The sequence below is a fragment of the Hyphomonas sp. GM-8P genome, from assembly GCF_003263315.1.
GTDB lineage: Bacteria > Pseudomonadota > Alphaproteobacteria > Caulobacterales > Hyphomonadaceae > Hyphomonas.
Genome location: NZ_AWFE01000013.1, coordinates 1 through 19285 on the forward strand (window position 1 = coordinate 1; position 19285 = coordinate 19285).

The window sequence follows — 19285 nt, forward strand, 5'->3', positions numbered from 1 at the left end:
TTCAGTTCACCCACAAAGCGCCTTCACGGGCATCGCAGGTTCTGGCGGGGGCGATCAGTCTGGCGTTTCCGCACGCGGCCGCAGATCCGTTGGACCGAACGCATTGTCCGGCGCCTCCGGCTCAGGCTCTAGCTCTGGCGCCGGCTCTGCGGTGGGCGGGGGCGTGGTCTCCTGCCCGAACCTGTCCTGCGCGTCCTGAAGGAAGCTGTCGAACTCATCGGGGGACTCGGTTACCGCCTCATCCTGCGGCAGCGCTTCCGGGCCCTCTTCCGGCACAGGCGGCAAATCCGGCAGGCCTGGCCGCGCGGCAGGCGTTTCAGGTTGGACCTCTGGGCCGATCTCCTCCGGCGCAGACGGCTTCGGGTCTGCTGGCCGTTTCGGAGCGGACCGGCGCACGGCCTGCTCGTCCAGTACGCAGGATGCGAGCCCTTCGGAGCGGACCACCCGCATGCGGGCCTGCAGCGTGCCCGCGCGCTGGGAGACATAAGGCCCCGGCGGGTCAAGGCGCCATTTGTTGGGGCTCGGCAGAACCGCTGCCAGCAGCGCGGCTTCGCGTTCTGTCAGCTCAGCGGCGGACTTGCCGAACCGCGCCCGGGCCGCCGCTTCGGCGCCGAAGATCCCGTCGCCCCATTCGGCAACGTTCAGATAGGCCTCCATCACCCGGCGCTTGCCCCACATGCCGTCGATGAAGGTCGCAAACCAGGCTTCGGCGCCCTTGCGGGCAAAGCCGCCGCCATTCCAGAGGAAGACATTCTTCGCCGTCTGCTGAGTGATGGTGGAGGCGCCACGCAAGCCCTTGCCCCGCTTGTATTCGTCAATCGCCTTTTCGATCGCGTCACGGTCGAGGCCGGTATGCTGGCAGAAACGCGTATCCTCCGCCGCAATGACAGCGAGGACCAGGTTGGGAGAGATATCGTCGATGGAGACCAGGTTGCGCTTGATCTGCTCACCGCCAATCGCGCGCTGCGCCATCAGGACCGTACCGGGCACCGGCGCCGCCTTCAGCACGAGGGCGTAAATATGCACGCCCACGAACAGGCCGAGCACGAATTTCAGTGCCCAGCCCAGATAATCTATCAGGCTGCGGCCTTGCGGCTTTTTCTGCCGGAGCTTTTTCATGCGCCTCTGTTCCATTCCCTCAGCACATCGGGGTCGGTTTCCCCGGCCACATTCTGTGAACGCGCGAGAGAGAACCGCTCCGCATCCAGTTGCAAGAGGGCCCATACAGCCGCCCCGCGCACCAGCGCAGAGGCATCCTGCAACAGATCCTCCAGCAGCGGAACGAACCGGGAGGCGCCGGAGTTCCCGCCAGAATTCCCGATCGCGATGCAGACATTGCGCACGAACCTGTCCCGCCCGATCCGCTTGATGGGCGAGCCGGAGAACACTTCGCGGAAAGCCGCATCGTCCAGCGCCGCCAACTCGTCGAGTCCGGGCAGTTTCAGTTCGGCGCGCGCATGGAAGGCCGCTTCGCTGGCCGCGCTTGCGAACTTGTTCCACGGGCAGACAGCCAGGCAGTCGTCGCAGCCATAGATCCGGTTGCCCATGGCCGCGCGGAATTCCTCCGGGATCGGGCCTTTGTGTTCAATGGTGAGATAGGAAATACACCGCCGCGCATCGAGCTGGTAGGGCGCCGGGAAGGCCTTGGTCGGGCAGACATCGAGGCAGTTCCGGCAGCTGCCGCAATGGTCCGCTTCGGGAGCATCGGGGACGAGGTCCGCATCGGTCAGCATCACGCCGAGAAAGAACCAGGAGCCAAGCTCCCGGCTGACAAGGTTCGTATGCTTGCCCTGCCAGCCAAGCCCGGCCTTTGCCGCCAGGGGTTTCTCCATCAGCGGCGCAGTGTCGACAAAGACTTTCACCTCCGACCCGGTTTTCGCGACGAATTCCCTGGCGAGCTGTTTCAGGCGGGACTTCAGCGTATCGTGATAGTCCCTCCCCCGCGCATAGACGGAAATGTTCCCGGCCTCAGCTTGTTTCAGCGTCTCCATCGGATCATGGTCCGGACCGTAATTCAGCGCGACGGCAACGGCGGACTTAGCGCCCGCCCACATCGACACCGGCGTGCGGCGCCGCTCCAGCGTCGTCTCCATCCAGTCCATGGTGCCGTGCCGGCCCGCCTCGACGAACGCCTCCAGCCGCTCCGACGCCGCCCAGGCTTCATCCGCCCGCGCGATGCCGACCGCATCGAAACCGAGCGTCAGGGCCTGTTGCCTGGCAAATTCGGCGCGGCCCGCCGGATCAGAAATCAAGGTTGGCATAGTGCGGAGAAGGTCGCACGGCATCCAGCCGGTCGGCAAGCAGCGGACGGAAGCTCGGCCGCGACTTTAATCGCGCATACCAGGTGCGCAGGTCCGGCACCGCTTCCCACTGGATGTCGCCGAAATAATCGCAGGCGGACAGATGCGCCGCTGCCGCGAGGTCGGCCAGCGTCAGGTCCCGCCCGGCGATGAAGCCATGGGTCTCCACCAGCGCATTCAGGAAGGTCAGACGACCGCGCAGTGTGTGTGCACCCCGGCGCAGCTTTTCCGAATCCGGTTGGCGGTCGCGCCGCACCCATTGCATTACCCGTTCGGTCAGCAGCGTGTCGGTGACTTCCTCGAAGCCCTCCTCCACCCACGCCCACAGGCGCCGCGCTTCAGCGCGCTGGCTGGGATCCGGTGGCAGCAAGTGGTGGCTGTCGACCGATTCTTCCAGGAACTCGCAGATCGCCCGCGTGCCCACCGCGACGATACGTCCATCAGGCCCTTCCTGCAGCAATGCCGGCGCCACGGCGCCCGGGCCGAGCAGGCGCAGATCGGGATGCGGAGCCCAGGGAGAGGACTCAACTGTTTCAAAATCCAGCCCTTTTTCGGCCAGACACAGACGCACCAGCCGTCCGGCCGGGTCCAGGCACCAGTGGTAAAGTCGGGTCATCGGCAGGCAAGCCTCCTGCAGCCTGCCGACGATAATTAATCCACAGGAGTAAAGAACGTCTATCCGAACGGAAAAAGCTGTGGTTCAAAAACAGCCTCAGAATTGACCAAAGAGACTGCCTCCCATGAAAACCAGATTTGCAACCGCTCTCCTCGCAGGCGCAGCGTCCGTCATTCTTGTGTCGGCCTGCAGCACGCCGGCCGACTCCGCCGCGGCATCCATTGAAGCAGAGACCGCTGCGGCGCAGGCACCGGTTCTCCAGGCTGAAATTCCGAGAGGCCAGCTGCCGACCGGTGTCCGCCCGACGGCTTACCGGCTCGATCTGGTGACGGACCCGAATGCGGCGACCTTCACCGGGTATGAAGAGATCGATCTGATTCTGGAAAAGCCGCATTCCCGCATCTGGCTGCACGCCCTTGGCCCGGTGGTCTCCTCGATCAAGGCGGTCCTGCCGGACGGGATGGAAATCGGCGCCACATTCACCGGAGACCAGACACCGGATGGGGTTGCGCGTATCGATTTCGACGCGCCGCTTCCGGCCGGCAATGCGACGCTCGTCCTCAAATATGAAGCGCCGTACAATCTCCACCTTGCCGGCCTCTACAAGGTCGAGCAAGGCGGCCTTCCCTATCTCGTTACCCAGTTCGAAGACATCGACGCGCGCCGCATGTTCGTCTCCTTCGACGAGCCGCGCTTCAAGACCCCATATACGCTGACCGTGACCGCGCCCGCCGAAATGGAAGTCGCCGCGAACGGCGCTGAAACCGAAGCGGAAGACCTCGGCGATGGCCTCGTCCGCCACCATTTCGCAACCACCCGGCCGCTTCAGTCCTATCTCGTTGCCATCATGGTCGGGCCCTATGACCAGGTCGTGGCCGACCCGATCCCGGCAACGGACCTGCGCCCCGAACCCGTTCCCCTACGCGCCTTCGCGCCAGCCGGCAAAGGCGAGAAGCTCAAGGACGCGCTCGACATCACTGACGAAATGGTCGAGTGGCAGGAATCCTATTTCGACTATCCGTATCCATACGGAAAACTGGACCTGATCGCTGCGGCAGACTTTGCCTATGGCGCCATGGAGAATGCGGGCGCCATCGTGTACCGCGAAGCCGCCCTGCTGATCGACGACCGTACGTCTCTGGCGCGGCGCCGTGGCATCTACAGCACCCACGCACACGAACTGGGCCACCAATGGTTCGGCAACCTGGTCACGCCGGCCTGGTGGAACGATATCTGGCTGAACGAAGCCTTCGCGACCTGGATCAGCACGAAGACGATGAATGCCATCGACCCAGAAGGCGACTGGTCCCTGGGCCCGATCAATTCCAGCCTCAACGCGATGCCGACCGACAGCCTCATCTCGACCCGCCAGATCCGCAACCCGATCCTGACAAATGGCGATATCGGCGACGCGTTCGATTCCATCACCTACCGCAAGGGCGGCGCGGTGCTGAACATGTTCGAGACCTATCTGGGCGAAGACACGTTCCGCCATGGCATCCGCCTGCACATGCGCCGCTTCGAAGATGGCGTGGCCACAACGCAGGACTTCATGCAGAGTCTGGCCGATGGCTCCGGCCAGCCGGGCGTCGTGTCCTCATTCACCTCCTTCATCTCCCAGCCGGGCATCCCGTTCCTTGATGTGACTGTGAGCTGTTCTGCGCCCACGGGAGGTGAAATCTCGGTCACACAGAGCCGCTACGCGCCGCTCGGCTCCAGGATCGACACGGATGCCCAGACCTGGGAAATCCCGTTCGCAGCGCGTATCCATGACGCCTCCGGCGACCGTGTCGTCCGCCAGATGCTATCAGCGAAAACAAACACAATCACGCTCGACGCCTGCCCGGACTGGGTGATACCGAATGCCGGTGGTGCTGGCTATTGGCGGTTTGAGACCGATGCGGACAATGCCGCAGCCCTGCAGGCAAACTATGCCTCGCTCAGCCCGGCCGAGCAGATGATGCTGCTCGATTCCATCGGCGCCGGGTTCGACGCTGGCAAGCTGAGCGCGGCAGATCTCGTGTCCGCACTGGAAACGTCGGCCGGTGGGTCGGCAGCGGCGATCTATTCCTCCATCGGCGAAATCGGTTCGCTGAAGGCCATGCTGGACGAAGACGGCAAGGCCAGCCTCGCCGACTGGATCGAGACAACCTATGGCCCGGTCTGGACCTATCTCTCCGAACGCCCGGCCCCGGCACTGTCGACCTCGGAGCGCCTGCTCGCCCCGTCGCTCTGGAGCCTGCTGCTGGAAGACGGGAACCGCGCCGATGATCGCGCGGAAGTCGCGGCACGCGGCAAAGCCTATATGGGAATCGGCCAGGACGCGGATCCAGCCGCCCTGCCCTCAGAAGACCTCTATGCTGCGGTCGCAGCGGGCGTCGAGAATGGCGACTGGGATTTCTATCGGGGTGCAATCGACTTCGTGCGGACCTCGCAGAACCAGACAGAACGCGTGATCATCCTCTCCGCCATTGCTGGCGAAGCCACGCCGGACATCGTGGCCGACCTGTTCAAACTGTCCCTCAGCGACGAGGTCTCAGGCAACGAACTCTACTCGATCTACAACTACTCGCTGGCGAACCAGAAGGCGCAGTCGACCGTCTGGCCACTGATCAAGGACAATTTCGCAAGCATCGTGGCGAAGATCCCGCTGATCCGGAAGCCTCAGATGCCGAAGATGGCCAGCGCGTTCTGCACGGCGGAAGATGTGGCAGACGCCAAAGCCTTCTTTGAAAGCCAGGCCGACCTGATGCCGGGTTATGAGCGTTCTCTGGCGCAGGGTGTCGAACGCGGTGAAAACTGCAGTGCCCTCCGGGCCGCCACTGCTGACGATGTGAAGGCCATCTTCTCGGAAGACTGATCCGTCAGCACCACAAATCAAAGCCCCGCATCTGTTACCGGATGCGGGGCTTTTTGTTTGGCGCGAGTTTATGTCTAGCGTTTCATGAAATGGCGCACGGCATCGGCGGCGAGTGCAAATTTCGCAAAACTCCAGGCTTTTTCCCTGCCGAGTTCCGTGAGCGTCGCCAGCAGGTCCCGGCGACCATCCTGATGCTTGGACAGCCAGGCCGCTGCCCCGCCCGCCGCGAGGGCATCGCGCGCCGCATCGGCCTGCGTCTGCACCAGTTCAACAATCAGGCGGCGCCCGGCGACACGGTCCCAGAAGCCGGCCTTGGACAAGCCATCCAAAGCGGTAACCCGCAGGCGATCGAGGCGTAGCGCTTCGCCGATCTGGAAGAAGCACTCACCCGCAACGGGCACTTTCTCACCGGTCTCGCGAGCCAGGTCCACCACGACGAGGCCTTGGGCAAACAGGCTCATGGCAGATGCCCAGCGCGCCAGTTCTTCCGGGGCGCCACGCCGCATCAGCGTACGGGTCGACCGCTCGATCTGCGCCGCCGGGAATTGCGTATGGATGTCGGCGAGCGAGGCCTTGAACTCATTGAGCGGGGCGTGGGTGGCGTCCACAAGTTCCTGCAACGTGCCTTTCGGCATGGACGTCACGAACCAGGCCGCTGCCGCGCTCATTGCCTGCGCGGCAAGGAGGCGCAGGTCCGTCTGAACATCTGCATGAACAACATTGTCGAGCGCGTCGACTTCGCGCTGGAAGCCTTCGAAATCCAGCACCACCCGTGCCGCCTCAAGGCCCCGCACAATGGCGGCCATGTCGGTCGTGTCGGTCATCTCCCGCAGGCGGAAGACGGGGATCGTGCCGCCCATATCGAGCGACCGGTTGGCCAGCACCGTCGCGATGATCTCCCGCTTCAGGCGGTGATTGTCCATCGCTTCGTGGTAGGAGTCGATCGGGCTGGGGAAGTAGGCCCTCAGCACGTCCTCGAAATAGGGATCGTCCGGAAGGTCGGACGCGACAAGGTCATCAAACAGGGTGATCTTAGACCAGGCCAGCAGCACCGCCAGTTCCGGACGGCTGAGGCTCTGCCCGTGATCGGCGCGCACTTTCATGTCGCCGGTATCGGGCAGGCCCTCCAGCGCGCGGTCCAGCACGCCCCGGCTTTCAAGGTGCACCATCAGGCGCTCCAGCGCTTCATGATCCTGCTTCGCCGTGGCTTCTGCCAGCGTGAGGGCAGCGGTCTGGTCGTAATTGTGGCGCAGGACATGGGCAGCGACATCGTCGGTCATGTCCGCAAGCAAGGCGTTGCGCTTGTCTTCTTCCAGATTGCCAAGACGGATCGCTTCGGCAGCGAGGATCTTGATATTCACTTCGTGGTCGGAAGAATCGACACCGGCCGAGTTGTCGATGGCGTCAGAGTTGACCCGTCCGCCGGAGAGGGCAAACTCGATCCGGGCCGCCTGGGTCACACCCAGATTGGCACCCTCCCCGATCACTTTCACGCGCAGCTGGTGCGCGCCGACCCGGATGGCATCATTGGCCCGGTCGCCGACTTCGGCATTGGTCTCGGTGTCCGCTTTCACATAGGTGCCAATACCGCCGAACCAGAGCAGGTCCGCCTGCGATTTCAGGAGCGCGTTGATCAGCTGGTCGGGCGTGACGGTATCAGCGTTCAACCCTGTCAACGCCTTGATCTCGTCGGTGAGTTCGATCGACTTGGCAGACCGGGCAAACACGCCGCCGCCTTTGGAAATCAGGCTCGTATCATAGTCTTCCCAGCTTGATTGTGGCAGGTCGAACAGGCGCTGACGTTCGGCCAGATTCTTCTTCGAATCGACCGGGTCCGGATCGATGAATATGTGCATGTGATTGAACGCTGCCACGAGGCGGATTTCTGGCGACAGCAGCATGCCATTGCCGAACACGTCACCGCTCATGTCGCCAACGCCGATGACCGTGAAGGGCTCGGTCTGGATATCCCTGCCCATTTCCCGGAAGTGGCGTTTCACCGCTTCCCAGGCGCCCCGCGCCGTGATGCCCATCTTCTTGTGGTCATAACCGGCCGATCCGCCTGAGGCGAAGGCATCGCCCAGCCAGTGGTCTTTTTCGAGGCTGATGGCATTGGCCGTATCGGAGAACGTGGCCGTGCCCTTGTCGGCAGCGACGACCAGGTAAGGATCATCACCGTCCCACACGACCGTATCCGCAGGATGCGTGACTTCGCCGTCGATCAGATTATCCGTCAGCTCCAGCAGCGACGTAATGAATTCCTTGTAGGCATCCCGTCCACCTTCGAACCAGGCATTGCGGTCTGAACGATCCGGCAACTGTTTCGGATAGAAACCGCCTTTGGACCCGGCGGGGACGATGACTGCATTCTTCACCTGCTGCGCTTTGACGAGACCCAGCACTTCGGTGCGGTAGTCCGCCGCCCTGTCCGACCAGCGCAGGCCGCCCCGTGCCACCGGACCAAAGCGGAGGTGAACCCCTTCAACCTTCGGGCTGGACATGAAGATCTCGCGGAACGGTTTCGGCTCCGGCACTTCCCGCAGCTCACGGCTGGCGATCTTCAGGCTGACAAAGCTGTGCGGGCCGCCGTCGGCAGTCGTCTGATAGAAATTGGTTCGTTGCACACCGAGGATGAGGTCCGTCAGGCGGCGCAACACCTGATCGTCCGCCAGAGCGGACACATCCCGCAGGTTCACTTCGATACTGTCGCAAATTTCACGGCAGGCTTGCTCACGCTGGCGCAGGCTGAGATCCTTGGATGGATCGAACCGAACTGCGAAGAGGTCGACCAACAGACGAGTCAGGGCCGGGTACCGGGCCAACGCCCCTTCCTGTACCTCCTGCGGCTGATCGAGGCCCGTCTGGCGCCGGTAGGCGCAGAGCGTACGGATCAAGGCCGCCTCGCGCCAGCTGGCCCCGGCCGCCAGGATCAGACGGTTGAACCCGTCATTCTCCGCATAGCCGCTCCATACAGCGACAAAGGCTTCCTCAAGGCGACGCGCCACTTCATCGAGATCGATCGGCGCACCGTTTTCCGAGCGCATGGAGAGATCGTGCACCCAGTAGACATCCGGCGCATCCGGCACCGGCTTTTCACCCGGCCGCACCGGATAACCCGTTTCAAAAGCCGCAAACAGGCCCATCTTCTCGAACACGGGCACGCAACGCGAAAGCGGAATGGATCCGTTACGCGAATAGATCTTTACCCGGATCTTGTCCGGATCCTCATTCGGGGTCTGGTAAGCTCTGGCCACGATGGGGGAATTGGCGCTGAGCCGTGCCATCATGGCGACATCCAGCATCGCCTCTTCCGGCGTGAAGGCTTCGCGATAGGCAGCATTGAACGCACCGATAAAGGCGCGGGCCCCTTCCCCCTCGGCCTCGTCGAGATCGGCCTGAATCACGGCCTCGCGAAGGGCCTGGTCCCAGGTGCGGGCGAGTTTGGTGATCTCGGCTTCCAGTGCCTCAACGTCCGGTTCGGGATGGTTCCGGTCGATCGCGATCTGGAAGTGTACACGTGCCAGTGGCCCGGTATCGAAATAAGGCTGAAAGCGGATGAGTTTGCCATTATAGGCTGTCAGCAGCGCTTCGGTGATCCGCTCCCGAAGGGTCGTGTCATAGGCTTCGCGCGACACGTAGACGATGGCGGAGACAAACCGGTCGAACTGGTCCCGGCGCAGGAACAAACGGGTGCGCGGCCGGCCGATCAGGTGCAGCGCACCCATGATCATCGGCGCCAGCGTTTTCGAACTGGTCTGGAACAGCTCATCGCGTGGCCAGGTCTCAAGCAGATTGGCGATGGCCTTCTCGGTGTGCCCGCCGGGCGTTGCCCCGGAGGAGGCGATGACTTTCAGCACACGGCGGCGGATGAACGGAATGGAGCGTGCCGTTTCGTCATAGGCTTCGGCCGTGAACAGACCGAGGAAGCGCACTTCCCCGTTTACACGCCCCTGCTCGTCATATTTTTTGACCCCGACATAGTCACAGGCGACGCGGCGATGGATGCGACTCATCAGGGTCGACTTGGCGACGATCAATGGGAACGGCTCTTCCAGCAATTCCCCAATCTCCGGCGTCAGCACCAAAGGCTCCGCATCCCGGGACAGGACGTTCAAATCCTCGTCACGCAGCAGGCCCAGATTGCTGCCTTCGATCATGATTGGTTCTTCCGGCAGCACGCGGCCTTCAGCGTCTGTTTCGAACCGGTATTCGCGGCAGCCGAGAAAGACGAAGTGATTTTTCGTCAGCCATTCCAGGAACGCCACGGCTTCGTGCGTGTCGGCATGCTTCGGTTCTTCCAGCAGGGACAGGCGGCGAATCTCTTCCCTCATCCGCTCCTTCATTGGCTTGAAGTCTGCGACTGCCTGTGCCGTGTGTTCCAGCGTCTGGCGCGCGCCTTTGACCAGACGGTCTGCCTCGCGCTCTGTCAGGCGTGGCAGGTGAATCTGGATTACCGAGATCATGCGGCCATCGGCCAGGCGAACGACAGGATGGAACATTGTCCGCACTTCAAAGCCCTGATCGGCGCACTCGCCCAAAAGGGAATCGACCAGGAACGGCATGTCCGGTCCCGCGGCTTCAAGAATGCTGCGGCCCAGCGGGCCCGACGCGCCTACGGCATCGACCAGAATACGCACATCCTGCTCACCTTCCGGCAAACCCGATGCCCAGTTCCAGAGCCCCCGGGCCAATGCGTCGATGTCGGCCGGTTCCAGGCCGCTCAGCTCTTCATTGCCGGATTCCAGGGTGACCTGCGTCAGCACCTGATCGAGCGGATCGGTGGCAACAGTCTGATTGTTCATGGGAGCGACTCACACGGGGAGAAATGAAGGATTCGGAGGTGTTCCGGTGTAACGCGGGTCACCTAGTCCTTCAACTTGATCGTTTCAAATGAAACTTCCGTGTTGCACTGGCGAGATACAAAACGCTTTCGCCAAAAGAACGGGCCCGCCGAACGGGGACGTGTCCGGCGGGCCCTACAGGCCTTGATCCGCAGGCTGGGTGGGGGGACGCACGCGGAGGCCTGATTCTATATTTTGTATCAAATATTTTATTCGCAAGATCTGCGCATCAGTCCACTTATAAATTCCTGAAATGCTGACAGCCCAAGTCATTCATATCGCGGTGTGGTTGTGGCTTGCCATGAATTGCGTTTACGCTCCACCATCTTGTGCAGCGTCGGCTGTAACTCTTTCCCCATGAAGCCCTCCCTTGCCCTGAGGATTGCCGTCTGAGGACAGGAGGATTGCGATCCAGCGTGTCCCTTCGGACTGTGCAAACAGCACCATCATCAACACAGTCAGCGGGGCGGACAGGAACATGCCGGGGATCCCCCAGATCACACCCCAGATCGCCAGCGCAAGCAGCACCACCAACGACGACAGGTTGAGTGATTCTCCCATCATACGTGGCTGGATGAAATTACCGATGGAGAATTGCCAGAAACTGACCACCGCCAGAACGATTCCGGCGTAGATATATGTGTCCTGCGGCGGAACGCCCGGCACCCAGACCGGCATGCTTGGCTGCACCAGCGCAAAGAGCGGCGGCACCAGCGCAGCGACGATGGAGCCCACCGTGGGAATGTAGTTCAGCACGAAAATCAGCGCCGATAGGAACAGCGCATTTTTCACGCCCAGCGCCAGTAGCGATCCATAGGTCAGCACCGTGATCAGGGCCGAGATCACAGTCTGGGTCCAAAGGTAGCTTTCGATCCCGCGCCGGGCCTCTTCCCCCACCTCCCGCACCTGCGTCCGCGCTTCCGCTTCGGGAAAGATATTGTCGAGCTTCAGCGACCACCCGGACTGGGCCAGGAACAGGAACGCAACATAGATCAGGATCAGAACGACATCGCCAGACAGGTCACCGGTCGCGTTTGCGATGGTGGCAAAGAATCGCTGGCCGGTCTCGTTGAACAGCAATTCCTGCAGTGTCGGGGCGCCAGTCATGTGCACGACATCATAGGCCTCCTGGATCAGGCCGTTGATCTTGGTTTCGTACTCGCCGGCGTCGCGACCGAATTCGGCGATGCCGTTTGCCATCAGGCCGATGAAGCCAATGAAGCCGCCCAGGACCAGCAGGATCGCAATGATCCGGGCATGGCCGATCTTCAGGAACCGGGTCCAGTTGTCGATCATCGTGGCGAAGCCCTCGATGGTCAGGAACAGGAACACGGCAAGCGCAAATGGCGCGAGAATGGCGCGTGTCCAGTAAAGGAACGCGATGATCACGCCAGTTGCGATGACCCAGATCCCTGTCGTGGCGGCTCGGCTCATGTCCGGATTCCCCTTCTGCCTGCGCTGAGCGTGGCGCCAGCCCCGCTCTGCGTCAAGCAGCCCCCCGCTGTGCCAGGCCTTTGCACCCCGGCCCTTGCCGAATCCGGCGAATTCTCTAGCGTTCCGGCAGGAACGAAAGAGGCGGGGCATTCATGACAGACTCCATTTTCATCGGCGGCGCAGACGCCAATGGCACCGGCAAACCGGACGTCGCACAGGAATTGCTGCTGAAGATCGCCAACCGGCATGGCCTCGTCGCCGGTGCGACGGGCACGGGCAAGACCGTAACGCTCCAGATCCTCGCCCAGGGCTTTTCCGATGCCGGCGTGCCGGTCTTCTGCGCCGACGTGAAGGGCGACCTCTCAGGCATCTGCGTGCCGGGCAGCGAAAAGCATCCGCTTCATCCGAAACTCGTCTCCCGTGCTGAAAAGATCGGCCTCGCCGACTATTCCTATTCCGGCGCCCCCACGATTTTCTGGGACCTGTTCGGCGAGAAAGGCCACCCCGTCCGCACCACCATTTCGGAAATGGGCCCGCTGCTGCTGTCGCGCCTGATGGGGCTGACCGACGCGCAGGAAGGCGTGCTGAACATCGCCTTCGAATATGCCGACGACAACGGCCTCGCCCTTCTCGACCTGAAAGATCTGCGCAAGCTGCTCGCCCATATGGGCGACAAGGAAATCCGGGATGAGCTGAGCAAGGAATACGGCAATATCGCCTCCGCCTCGCTGGGCGCCCTGCAGCGCAACCTGCTGGTCATGGAACGCGAAGGCGCCGAACATTTCTTCGGTGAGCCGGCGCTGGAATTGCCGGACATGATGCGGACCACCACCGATGGCCGCGGCGTCGTCAGCGTTCTGGATTCCACCCGCCTCATCAACAGCCCGAAACTCTATTCCACCTTCCTGCTGTGGCTCCTCTCGGAACTCTTCGAACAGCTTCCGGAAGTGGGCGATCCGGACAAGCCGAAGCTCGTCTTCTTCTTTGACGAAGCTCACCTCCTCTTCGACGACACCCCATCTGCCCTCCTCCAGAAGATCGAACAGGTCGTCCGCCTGATCCGTTCCAAGGGCGTCGGCGTTTTCTTCGTGACGCAGAACCCGCGCGACCTGCCGGAGAGCGTGCTCGCCCAGCTCGGCAACCGCTTCCAGCATGCCCTGCGCGCCTACACGCCGGCGGAACGCAAGGGTGTCCGCGCAGCGTCCGATTCCTTCCGGCCGAATCCGGCCTTCGACACAGAAGAAGTGATCACCACGCTCGGCGTTGGCGAAGCATTGGTCTCCACACTGGATGCCAAAGGCGCGCCGAGCATTGTTCAGCACACGGTCGTTCGCCCGCCAGCTTCCCGGCTCGGCCCTGCCGAAGATGCCGAACGCAAGAAGATTATCAATGAGAGCCCGATCGCCGGAAAATATGAAGGCGTGGTCGACCGCGAGTCCGCTTACGAAATCCTGGAAGCCAAGGAAGCGAAAGCCGCCAAAGAAGCAGAACGCCTGGCCAAAGAGGAAGAAAAAGCGGCAAAGGAACTGGAAAAGAAGAAGGCCCGGACCAAGAGAACCAGTTCGAGCCGGTCCCGCCGCATGTCTCCGCTGCAAAAGGCGGGCAACCAGGCGGCCCGTTCTGCTGCCCGCGAATTCACCCGCTACATCCTGCGCGGCATTCTGGGCAGCATGAAGCGCCGCTAGGCTTGTGTTCTAGTTCGGGCGGGAGTTCGGCTCGGCATCTTCCAGCATGCCGAGTTCGTCATCATCATCATCATCCATCATATCAGATGTGTCGTCGTCGGATGACTGGAAGACCTGACCTTGTTCATAGGTCTCATCGGAATAGGTTTCATCGGCCACCGGGCTGTCTTCACCCATGACTTCTTCTTCTGCAGCCGCAGCGGCGGCTGCCTTTTCAGCCGCCTTCTCGGCCTTGCGGGCTTCTTTTTCAGCCTGCTTGGCGGCTTTCTTCGCGGCCTTTTCTTCGGCCCGGCGGGCAGCCTCTTCCAATTGTTCCGGTGTCTTGCGCCGCCCAAACGGCGCATGAATGTCGGTCTTCCGGTCATACTGCATGGAATAGTATTCGTGGGCCGTATGGGTCAGCGGCTTCGGCGTGAGGTGCAAGCCGTAGGCACGCAGACGTTCAACCACTTCGTCGCGAAGATACATGCCCGGCAGCGATTGCTGACTGAAATTGTGCCCCTTCATCCAGTCGCGCACGTCCCATGAGCGGACGCGGCCGACTTCCGACGGCCGGGCCCCACCATGCACTTCCCACATGTAAAGCGTCGCGATGCCGTTGATCGTGGCATCCATTGCGTCGTCCATGGAATCGACCGGCTCGCGCCCCTGGGCCAGCGCAGCGCGCAGCGCCATCTTGCGAGCCTCAAGTTCCTGATAGGTGTTGCCGATCACGGCCAGTGCGTTGCGGTTCGCGCGGATCATGGAGGCATTGACGCCATCCAGCTGCGGGTGACGCACAGGTAAAAGAAGGTCCGGTCCGGCCTCCTGAACGGCGTGGACCTGGCCCAGCTCCGAAACGAACCGCTGGAGGTTGATCCTCAATTCATGGCTGACCCCATCCAGGGCCGACACGATGCCGGCCTGATGTTCTTCGCGCATGCGCCAGAGATGCCAGGCAACCAGCAGCCCGGCAGCGATCATCAGAGAGACCCCGCCGGTAATGAACGTGTAGAACTGCGACTCACTCATTCTGAGCTCCCCTCCGATCAGCCCGAAAACGCCAGCCCCGCGAATATTCAGGTTAATGGAACGGAAACCTTAGCCGCCCAGCGCGCGTCCCGCAATCGCCTGCAACTTGTGGATTGTTTCCGGGTTGCGGGCTGCCTCAGCAGTAATCAAGGCATAGTCCAGGCAGGTATCAATTCCGTCCGGACTCGGCGTACGCTCCGTTCCACTCAGACTTTCCGCCAGTTTTACAACAGCTTTCCGGCCGAGCGTGCTGTTCCGCGCCATGACTTCCAGCACATTGGTCACCGTGACGGCCTCTTCCTCTTCGCGCCAGCAATCATAATCGGTCACCATTGCGAGGATGGCATATGGCAGCTCCGCCTCCCGTGCCAGCTTGGCTTCCGGCATCGCGGTCATGCCGATCACGTCACAGCCCCACCGGCGGTAGAGCTTTGATTCGGCCAGCGACGAGAATTGCGGACCCTCCATGGCGATATAGGTGCCACCGCGGTGAATTTTCGCGCCGGCTGCTTCTGCTGCGTCCGCCGCCATCGCGCTGAAACGGGAACAGACCGGGCGGGCCATCGAGACATGTGCGACCATGCCATCGCCGAAGAAGGTTTTCGAACGGGCAAAAGTCCGGTCGATGAACTGGTCGGCAGCGAGGAAATCGCCCGGCGCATAAGCTTCCTGAAGGCTGCCACAGGCCGAAATGGCCAGCACATCGGTTACGCCGGCCATCTTCAATGCAGCGATATTGGCACGGTACGGCACTTCGCTTGGGGTCAGCCGATGGCCACGGCCATGGCGCGGCAGGAAGACCAGTTTTACATCACCAATCCGGCCATGAACCAATGCATCGGATGGCGCGCCCCATGGCGTATCGACGATTTCTTCCCGCCGGTCTTCCAGACCGTCAATTTCGTAAAGGCCGGAGCCGCCAATGATGCCGAGGGTCCATTTGCTCATCTGGTTGTCCTGAAGTCTTTGCGCATGCCGATGGGTGGCGGAGAGCGCGGGTTGGGCGTGGTCAGTTCCACATCATCTGCCAGCACGTAACCAAGCCCGGCATAGAAGTCGACCAGCCTCACCTGGTCGTGACGAACCGCCAATTGCGCGCCCTCTGCGCCGGCGTCGCGGCCTGCCTCTTCGAGCGCCTTCAGGATGACCTCCCCAAAGCCGCGTTTGCGATAGGCCTCCAGTACGCCGATCCGTTTGATTTCCATCCATGCCCCCTGCCCCGAGGGCCCGGGCACGGGGACCCAGCGACCCGATCCGACGGGCACTCCACCCTCCAGCAGGATCGCGCCGCCACCTTTCTCCAGCTGCGCAGCGACGTATGCCGGTGTCTCCCGGAAAACGGTAGATTCCTCAGATACCCGCCCCGTCCAGATCCGGCGCGTCAGGTGCTCGACAAGCGTGCCATCCGCCGGCCCTGCGCGACGGAGACGAATACCGGACATGCCGATCGTCTCAGGCTCACTCACAGACGGCCCTGACAACGATTTTCGTGAAATGGTCCTCGGTTCTCAGGAACTCCACGAAGCATTTTCCATCTTCAGACGTGTGAATATGGGCGCCGATCGGGAATAGTCCCTCCTGGCCATTTATCGTCATGGTATAGCCCTTCGTGGTCCGGTCGAGGTAGCTCATGCTCACCCGGTCGCCATTCCCCATCACGATGGTTTTGGTCTCTCTGGCGGGGATCGCCACGCCCTCGTCCGTGAGCAGGACACCATCGACATTGGGCAGTTCCAAACCAACGGCCTTCTCGGCGACCTTGCGGCTGATCTGATCAGCCCGCTTCAGCACGTCGGCCGCTTCTCCGGCGGCTGACGGGTCAATATCCTGTATCTTTTCAAGATTTTCAGCGATCCGGTCGAGCGAAGACGCCATGCCCGACAGCGATTTGGGCGATGTGTCCCCCAGCGCGAACATCACGCCCAGACCACCTACGACAGCGCCGCCAACCGCCCCGGCTGCGTTCGCAATACTCAAAAATTTTCCTTCTGCCATCACTCCCTCCACCTGAGGGCAAGGAAGATAAAAGCGGGATCGCCGCCGCTGCAAGAAAAAAGCCCCGGCAGAACCGGGGCTTTTTCAATTCGGATTGTCTGATCAAGCGAGCCTTAGTGCTCGATCTTCCGCCAGATCTGCTTGTAGGAGAACCACAGCAGGACAGCGAGGATCAGCAGGTAAGCCATGACTGCGAGGCCCAGCGACTTGCGGTGTTCCTGCTTCGGCTCACCAGCCCAGGCAAGGAACTGAGCGACGTCATAAGCCATCTGCTCAATCGTTGCCTCTGTGCCGTCGGTGTATTCGACGCGGCCTTCAAGCAGCTGCGGCGGCATGGCCAGGAACCCACCTTTCGGTGCGTGGCGCGGGTCGCCTTCATAGTTCGGCGTCGTGTCACCGGCCATGTACGGGTTGTAGTACTGGCCCGGATTGATCTTCAGGAAGCCTTCACTGTGTTCGCCGCCATGACCGCCGACTTTCGACATGTCGAGATAGTTGGCCGTCTCGCCATCGACTTCCCGCTTCACGAACGCGTCGTCATGCGGATAGCCCGACAGGAGGTGGAAGACATAGCTGGCCCCGCCATGGCGGGCCTTGGTGATGACCGACAGATCGGGCGGAGCTGCACCACCATTGGCAGCGCGGGCCGCTTCCACGTTTGGATACGGGCTACGGAACGTGTCAGCAGGCGTTGCCGGACGGTAATCGAATTCGCCGATGTCGTTCGGCGTCGGGCTGAGAATTTCATTCTCGGCAGCCAATGCCTTCACAAACGGATTGTCATTCGGGTTCGGATAGGCCGGGTCGTAGAACGGGCCGCCCGGTTCACCGAGGTTCCGGTAGCTCATCAGTTTCATCGAGTGACACGATGAGCATACCTGATGATACACCTGATATCCGCGCTGCAGCGATGCCTGGTCGAACTGGCCCGTCGGGCCTTCGAACGGCCAGCCACCTTCCGGCGGGTGCGGGTGTTCGGCGCCGCCTGCAGCGTGGGCCGCAGCGGTGAAGATGAGTCCGGCCAGGCCGGCAGTGAGGAGTCGAAGCGCTTTCATGGTTCCTCTGGCTCCCTATTCCGCCGGAATGGCGGTTGCCGTCGACGCCTTGTGGCGTTTCAGGACCGACTTGTGGATGGATTCCGGAACTTCCTTCGGCTTCTCGGTCAGACCGATGAAGAAAAGGATCACGAAGTAGCCGAAGTAGCAGAAGGTCAGGATCAGCGAGAGATGCCGGAACTGGAAGGTCGGCGCCGGCACCGCGGAGAGCGATGGGTTCGAACCAGCCGGAAGTGTTTCCATGAAGCTCTTGGCGTCGTGGTAGGCTTCACCGCCGCCTTTGTATTCGCTGGTCACTTCCACCGCATTCTCGGTGTAGCTGACGACCAGTTTCGGATCGCCCTGCAACGCCGGGATTACGGCGTCATCCGGGTTTGCCGCACCACACCAGCCGAGCAGCAGGCAGACCACGACAAAGCCGAAGAAGAACTGCTTGGCCACCGGACGGTAGCGCATGGACTTCACTTTAGACGTGTCGAGCCATGGCAGCAGGAACAGGACCGCGATCGCCGCGAACATGAAGATCACGCCCAGCAGCTTGGCCGGGATCGGGCCGAGGTCGAAGGTGATGGCACGCAGGATTGCGTAGAATGGCAGCAGGTACCATTCCGGCACGATGTGCGACGGCGTGACCAGCGGGTTGGCCTCAACATAGTTGTCGGCATGGCCCAGCACGTTCGGAGCGTAGAAGACGAACACCGCGAACATGAGGAGGAAGATGACGATCGCGAAGGCGTCCTTCACCGTGTAGTACGGGTGGAACGGAACCGTTTCCTTCTCGACATCCTGAACTTCGACACCAGTTGGGTTGTTGTTGCCCGGAACGTGCAGCGCCCAGACGTGCAGGATCACGACAGCCGCGATCATGAACGGCAGCAGATAGTGCAGCGAGAAGAAGCGCTGCAGGGTCTGGTTGCCGATGGACGGGCCGCCCATCAGCCAGGTCTGGATGCTCTCACCGATCAGCGGGATCGCACCGAACAGGCCGGTGATCACGTTGGAACCGTGATAGGACATCTGGCCCCAGGGCAGCATGTAGCCGAGGAAGGCCGTGGCCATCATCAGCAGGTAGATCACACAGCCGAGGATCCAGAGCACTTCGCGCGGCGCTTTGTATGAACCATAATAAAGCCCCCGGAACATGTGAATGTAGACCGCAAGGAAGAACATCGAGGCGCCATTGGCGTGGATGTAGCGAAGCAGCCAGCCATAAGGCACATCGCGCATGATGCGCTCAACCGAAGCGAAGGCGCCATCGACGCTGGCTTCATAGTGCATGGCCAGAATCACACCGGTGATGATCTGGGTGGCAAGGCAGACCGCCAGGATGCCACCGAAGGTCCACCAGTAGTTCAGGTTCTTCGGGGTCGGAAAATTGATTGCCGTATCCTGGGCGAACCGGATGATTGGCAGGCGGGTATCCAGCCAGCGTGTGAACGCATTGGTCGGAGTGTAAGAGGATTCGTGTCCGCTCATGGGCTACCGTCC

General features: G+C 61.8%; 13 protein-coding genes. 2 read left to right on the top strand and 11 right to left on the bottom strand.

Translation table 11 applies throughout. The features are described 5' to 3' along the window. Positions 1–54 precede the first annotated feature (54 nt). From mtgA to HY26_RS01685, 3 genes are read right to left on the bottom strand one after another with little or no spacing between them, the layout of a single operon-like run. Positions 55–1119: a monofunctional biosynthetic peptidoglycan transglycosylase gene (gene mtgA, locus HY26_RS01675; protein ID WP_065383138.1), complete on the bottom strand. Its 1065-nt coding sequence runs from the start codon at positions 1117–1119 to the stop codon at positions 55–57. After that, a complete protein-coding gene (queG, locus tag HY26_RS01680; RefSeq protein WP_034769511.1) occupies positions 1116–2261 on the bottom strand; it encodes a tRNA epoxyqueuosine(34) reductase QueG in 1146 nt (381 codons plus the stop codon). The genes mtgA and queG overlap by 4 nt, the downstream gene beginning before the upstream one ends. Next, positions 2242–2916 (bottom strand): glutathione S-transferase family protein, encoded by a 675-nt coding sequence (locus HY26_RS01685; RefSeq protein WP_034769514.1) that lies wholly within the window; start codon positions 2914–2916, stop codon positions 2242–2244. The genes queG and HY26_RS01685 overlap by 20 nt, the downstream gene beginning before the upstream one ends. A gap of 124 nt (positions 2917–3040) precedes the next feature. On the opposite strand from HY26_RS01685, the gene HY26_RS01690 reads away from it, so the two are divergent. Beyond that, positions 3041–5776 (top strand): M1 family metallopeptidase, encoded by a 2736-nt coding sequence (locus HY26_RS01690; RefSeq protein ID WP_112072812.1) that lies wholly within the window; start codon positions 3041–3043, stop codon positions 5774–5776. 74 nt (positions 5777–5850) lie between these two features. On the opposite strand, the gene HY26_RS01695 is transcribed toward HY26_RS01690, so the two are convergent. Next, positions 5851–10578: an NAD-glutamate dehydrogenase gene (locus HY26_RS01695; RefSeq protein WP_065383194.1), complete on the bottom strand. Its 4728-nt coding sequence runs from the start codon at positions 10576–10578 to the stop codon at positions 5851–5853. A 351-nt stretch (positions 10579–10929) separates the two neighbouring features. Next, a complete protein-coding gene (locus tag HY26_RS01700) occupies positions 10930–12051 on the bottom strand; it encodes an AI-2E family transporter (RefSeq protein WP_051600338.1) in 1122 nt (373 codons plus the stop codon). A gap of 152 nt (positions 12052–12203) precedes the next feature. Between HY26_RS01700 and HY26_RS01705 the strand changes: the two genes are divergently transcribed. Beyond that, the gene (locus HY26_RS01705) at positions 12204–13736 is read left to right on the top strand and encodes a helicase HerA-like domain-containing protein (RefSeq protein WP_034769519.1); all 1533 of its coding nucleotides are present in this window, start codon (positions 12204–12206) and stop codon (positions 13734–13736) included. Between the two features lie 9 nt (positions 13737–13745). On the opposite strand, the gene HY26_RS01710 is transcribed toward HY26_RS01705, so the two are convergent. The 6 genes from HY26_RS01710 to HY26_RS01735 form a co-directional block, all read right to left on the bottom strand. Continuing rightward, complete coding sequence (locus HY26_RS01710) at positions 13746–14747, bottom strand: hypothetical protein (RefSeq protein ID WP_065383195.1); 1002 nt, start codon at positions 14745–14747, stop codon at positions 13746–13748. Positions 14748–14816: 69 nt separating this feature from the next. Further along, the gene (locus HY26_RS01715; protein ID WP_065383196.1) at positions 14817–15695 is read right to left on the bottom strand and encodes an S-methyl-5'-thioadenosine phosphorylase; all 879 of its coding nucleotides are present in this window, start codon (positions 15693–15695) and stop codon (positions 14817–14819) included. After that, a complete protein-coding gene (locus HY26_RS01720; RefSeq protein WP_139068936.1) occupies positions 15692–16213 on the bottom strand; it encodes a GNAT family N-acetyltransferase in 522 nt (173 codons plus the stop codon). Before HY26_RS01720 ends, HY26_RS01715 begins: the two co-directional genes overlap by 4 nt. After that, positions 16206–16724, bottom strand: coding sequence for a hypothetical protein (locus HY26_RS01725; RefSeq protein ID WP_155843679.1), 519 nt, complete (start codon positions 16722–16724; stop codon positions 16206–16208). The genes HY26_RS01720 and HY26_RS01725 overlap by 8 nt, the downstream gene beginning before the upstream one ends. A gap of 131 nt (positions 16725–16855) precedes the next feature. After that, a complete protein-coding gene (locus HY26_RS01730; RefSeq protein ID WP_065383198.1) occupies positions 16856–17797 on the bottom strand; it encodes a cytochrome c1 in 942 nt (313 codons plus the stop codon). Between the two features lie 15 nt (positions 17798–17812). Next, a complete protein-coding gene (locus HY26_RS01735; protein WP_034769533.1) occupies positions 17813–19273 on the bottom strand; it encodes a cytochrome b N-terminal domain-containing protein in 1461 nt (486 codons plus the stop codon). Positions 19274–19285: the final 12 nt, after the last annotated feature.

Excerpts from the sequence above, each read along its gene's own strand:
- HY26_RS01705 (WP_034769519.1), top strand. The coding sequence starts at position 12,204 with ATGACAGACTCCATTTTCATCGGCGGCGCAGACGCCAATGGCACCGGC.
- HY26_RS01730 (WP_065383198.1), bottom strand. The coding sequence starts at position 17,797 with ATGAAAGCGCTTCGACTCCTCACTGCCGGCCTGGCCGGACTCATCTTC.
- HY26_RS01690 (WP_112072812.1), top strand. The coding sequence starts at position 3,041 with ATGAAAACCAGATTTGCAACCGCTCTCCTCGCAGGCGCAGCGTCCGTC.
- HY26_RS01715 (WP_065383196.1), bottom strand. The coding sequence starts at position 15,695 with ATGAGCAAATGGACCCTCGGCATCATTGGCGGCTCCGGCCTTTACGAA.
- queG (WP_034769511.1), bottom strand. The coding sequence starts at position 2,261 with ATGCCAACCTTGATTTCTGATCCGGCGGGCCGCGCCGAATTTGCCAGG.
- HY26_RS01710 (WP_065383195.1), bottom strand. The coding sequence starts at position 14,747 with ATGAGTGAGTCGCAGTTCTACACGTTCATTACCGGCGGGGTCTCTCTG.
- HY26_RS01700 (WP_051600338.1), bottom strand. The coding sequence starts at position 12,051 with ATGAGCCGAGCCGCCACGACAGGGATCTGGGTCATCGCAACTGGCGTG.
- HY26_RS01695 (WP_065383194.1), bottom strand. The coding sequence starts at position 10,578 with ATGAACAATCAGACTGTTGCCACCGATCCGCTCGATCAGGTGCTGACG.
- mtgA (WP_065383138.1), bottom strand. The coding sequence starts at position 1,119 with ATGAAAAAGCTCCGGCAGAAAAAGCCGCAAGGCCGCAGCCTGATAGAT.
- HY26_RS01735 (WP_034769533.1), bottom strand. The coding sequence starts at position 19,273 with ATGAGCGGACACGAATCCTCTTACACTCCGACCAATGCGTTCACACGC.
- HY26_RS01685 (WP_034769514.1), bottom strand. The coding sequence starts at position 2,916 with ATGACCCGACTTTACCACTGGTGCCTGGACCCGGCCGGACGGCTGGTG.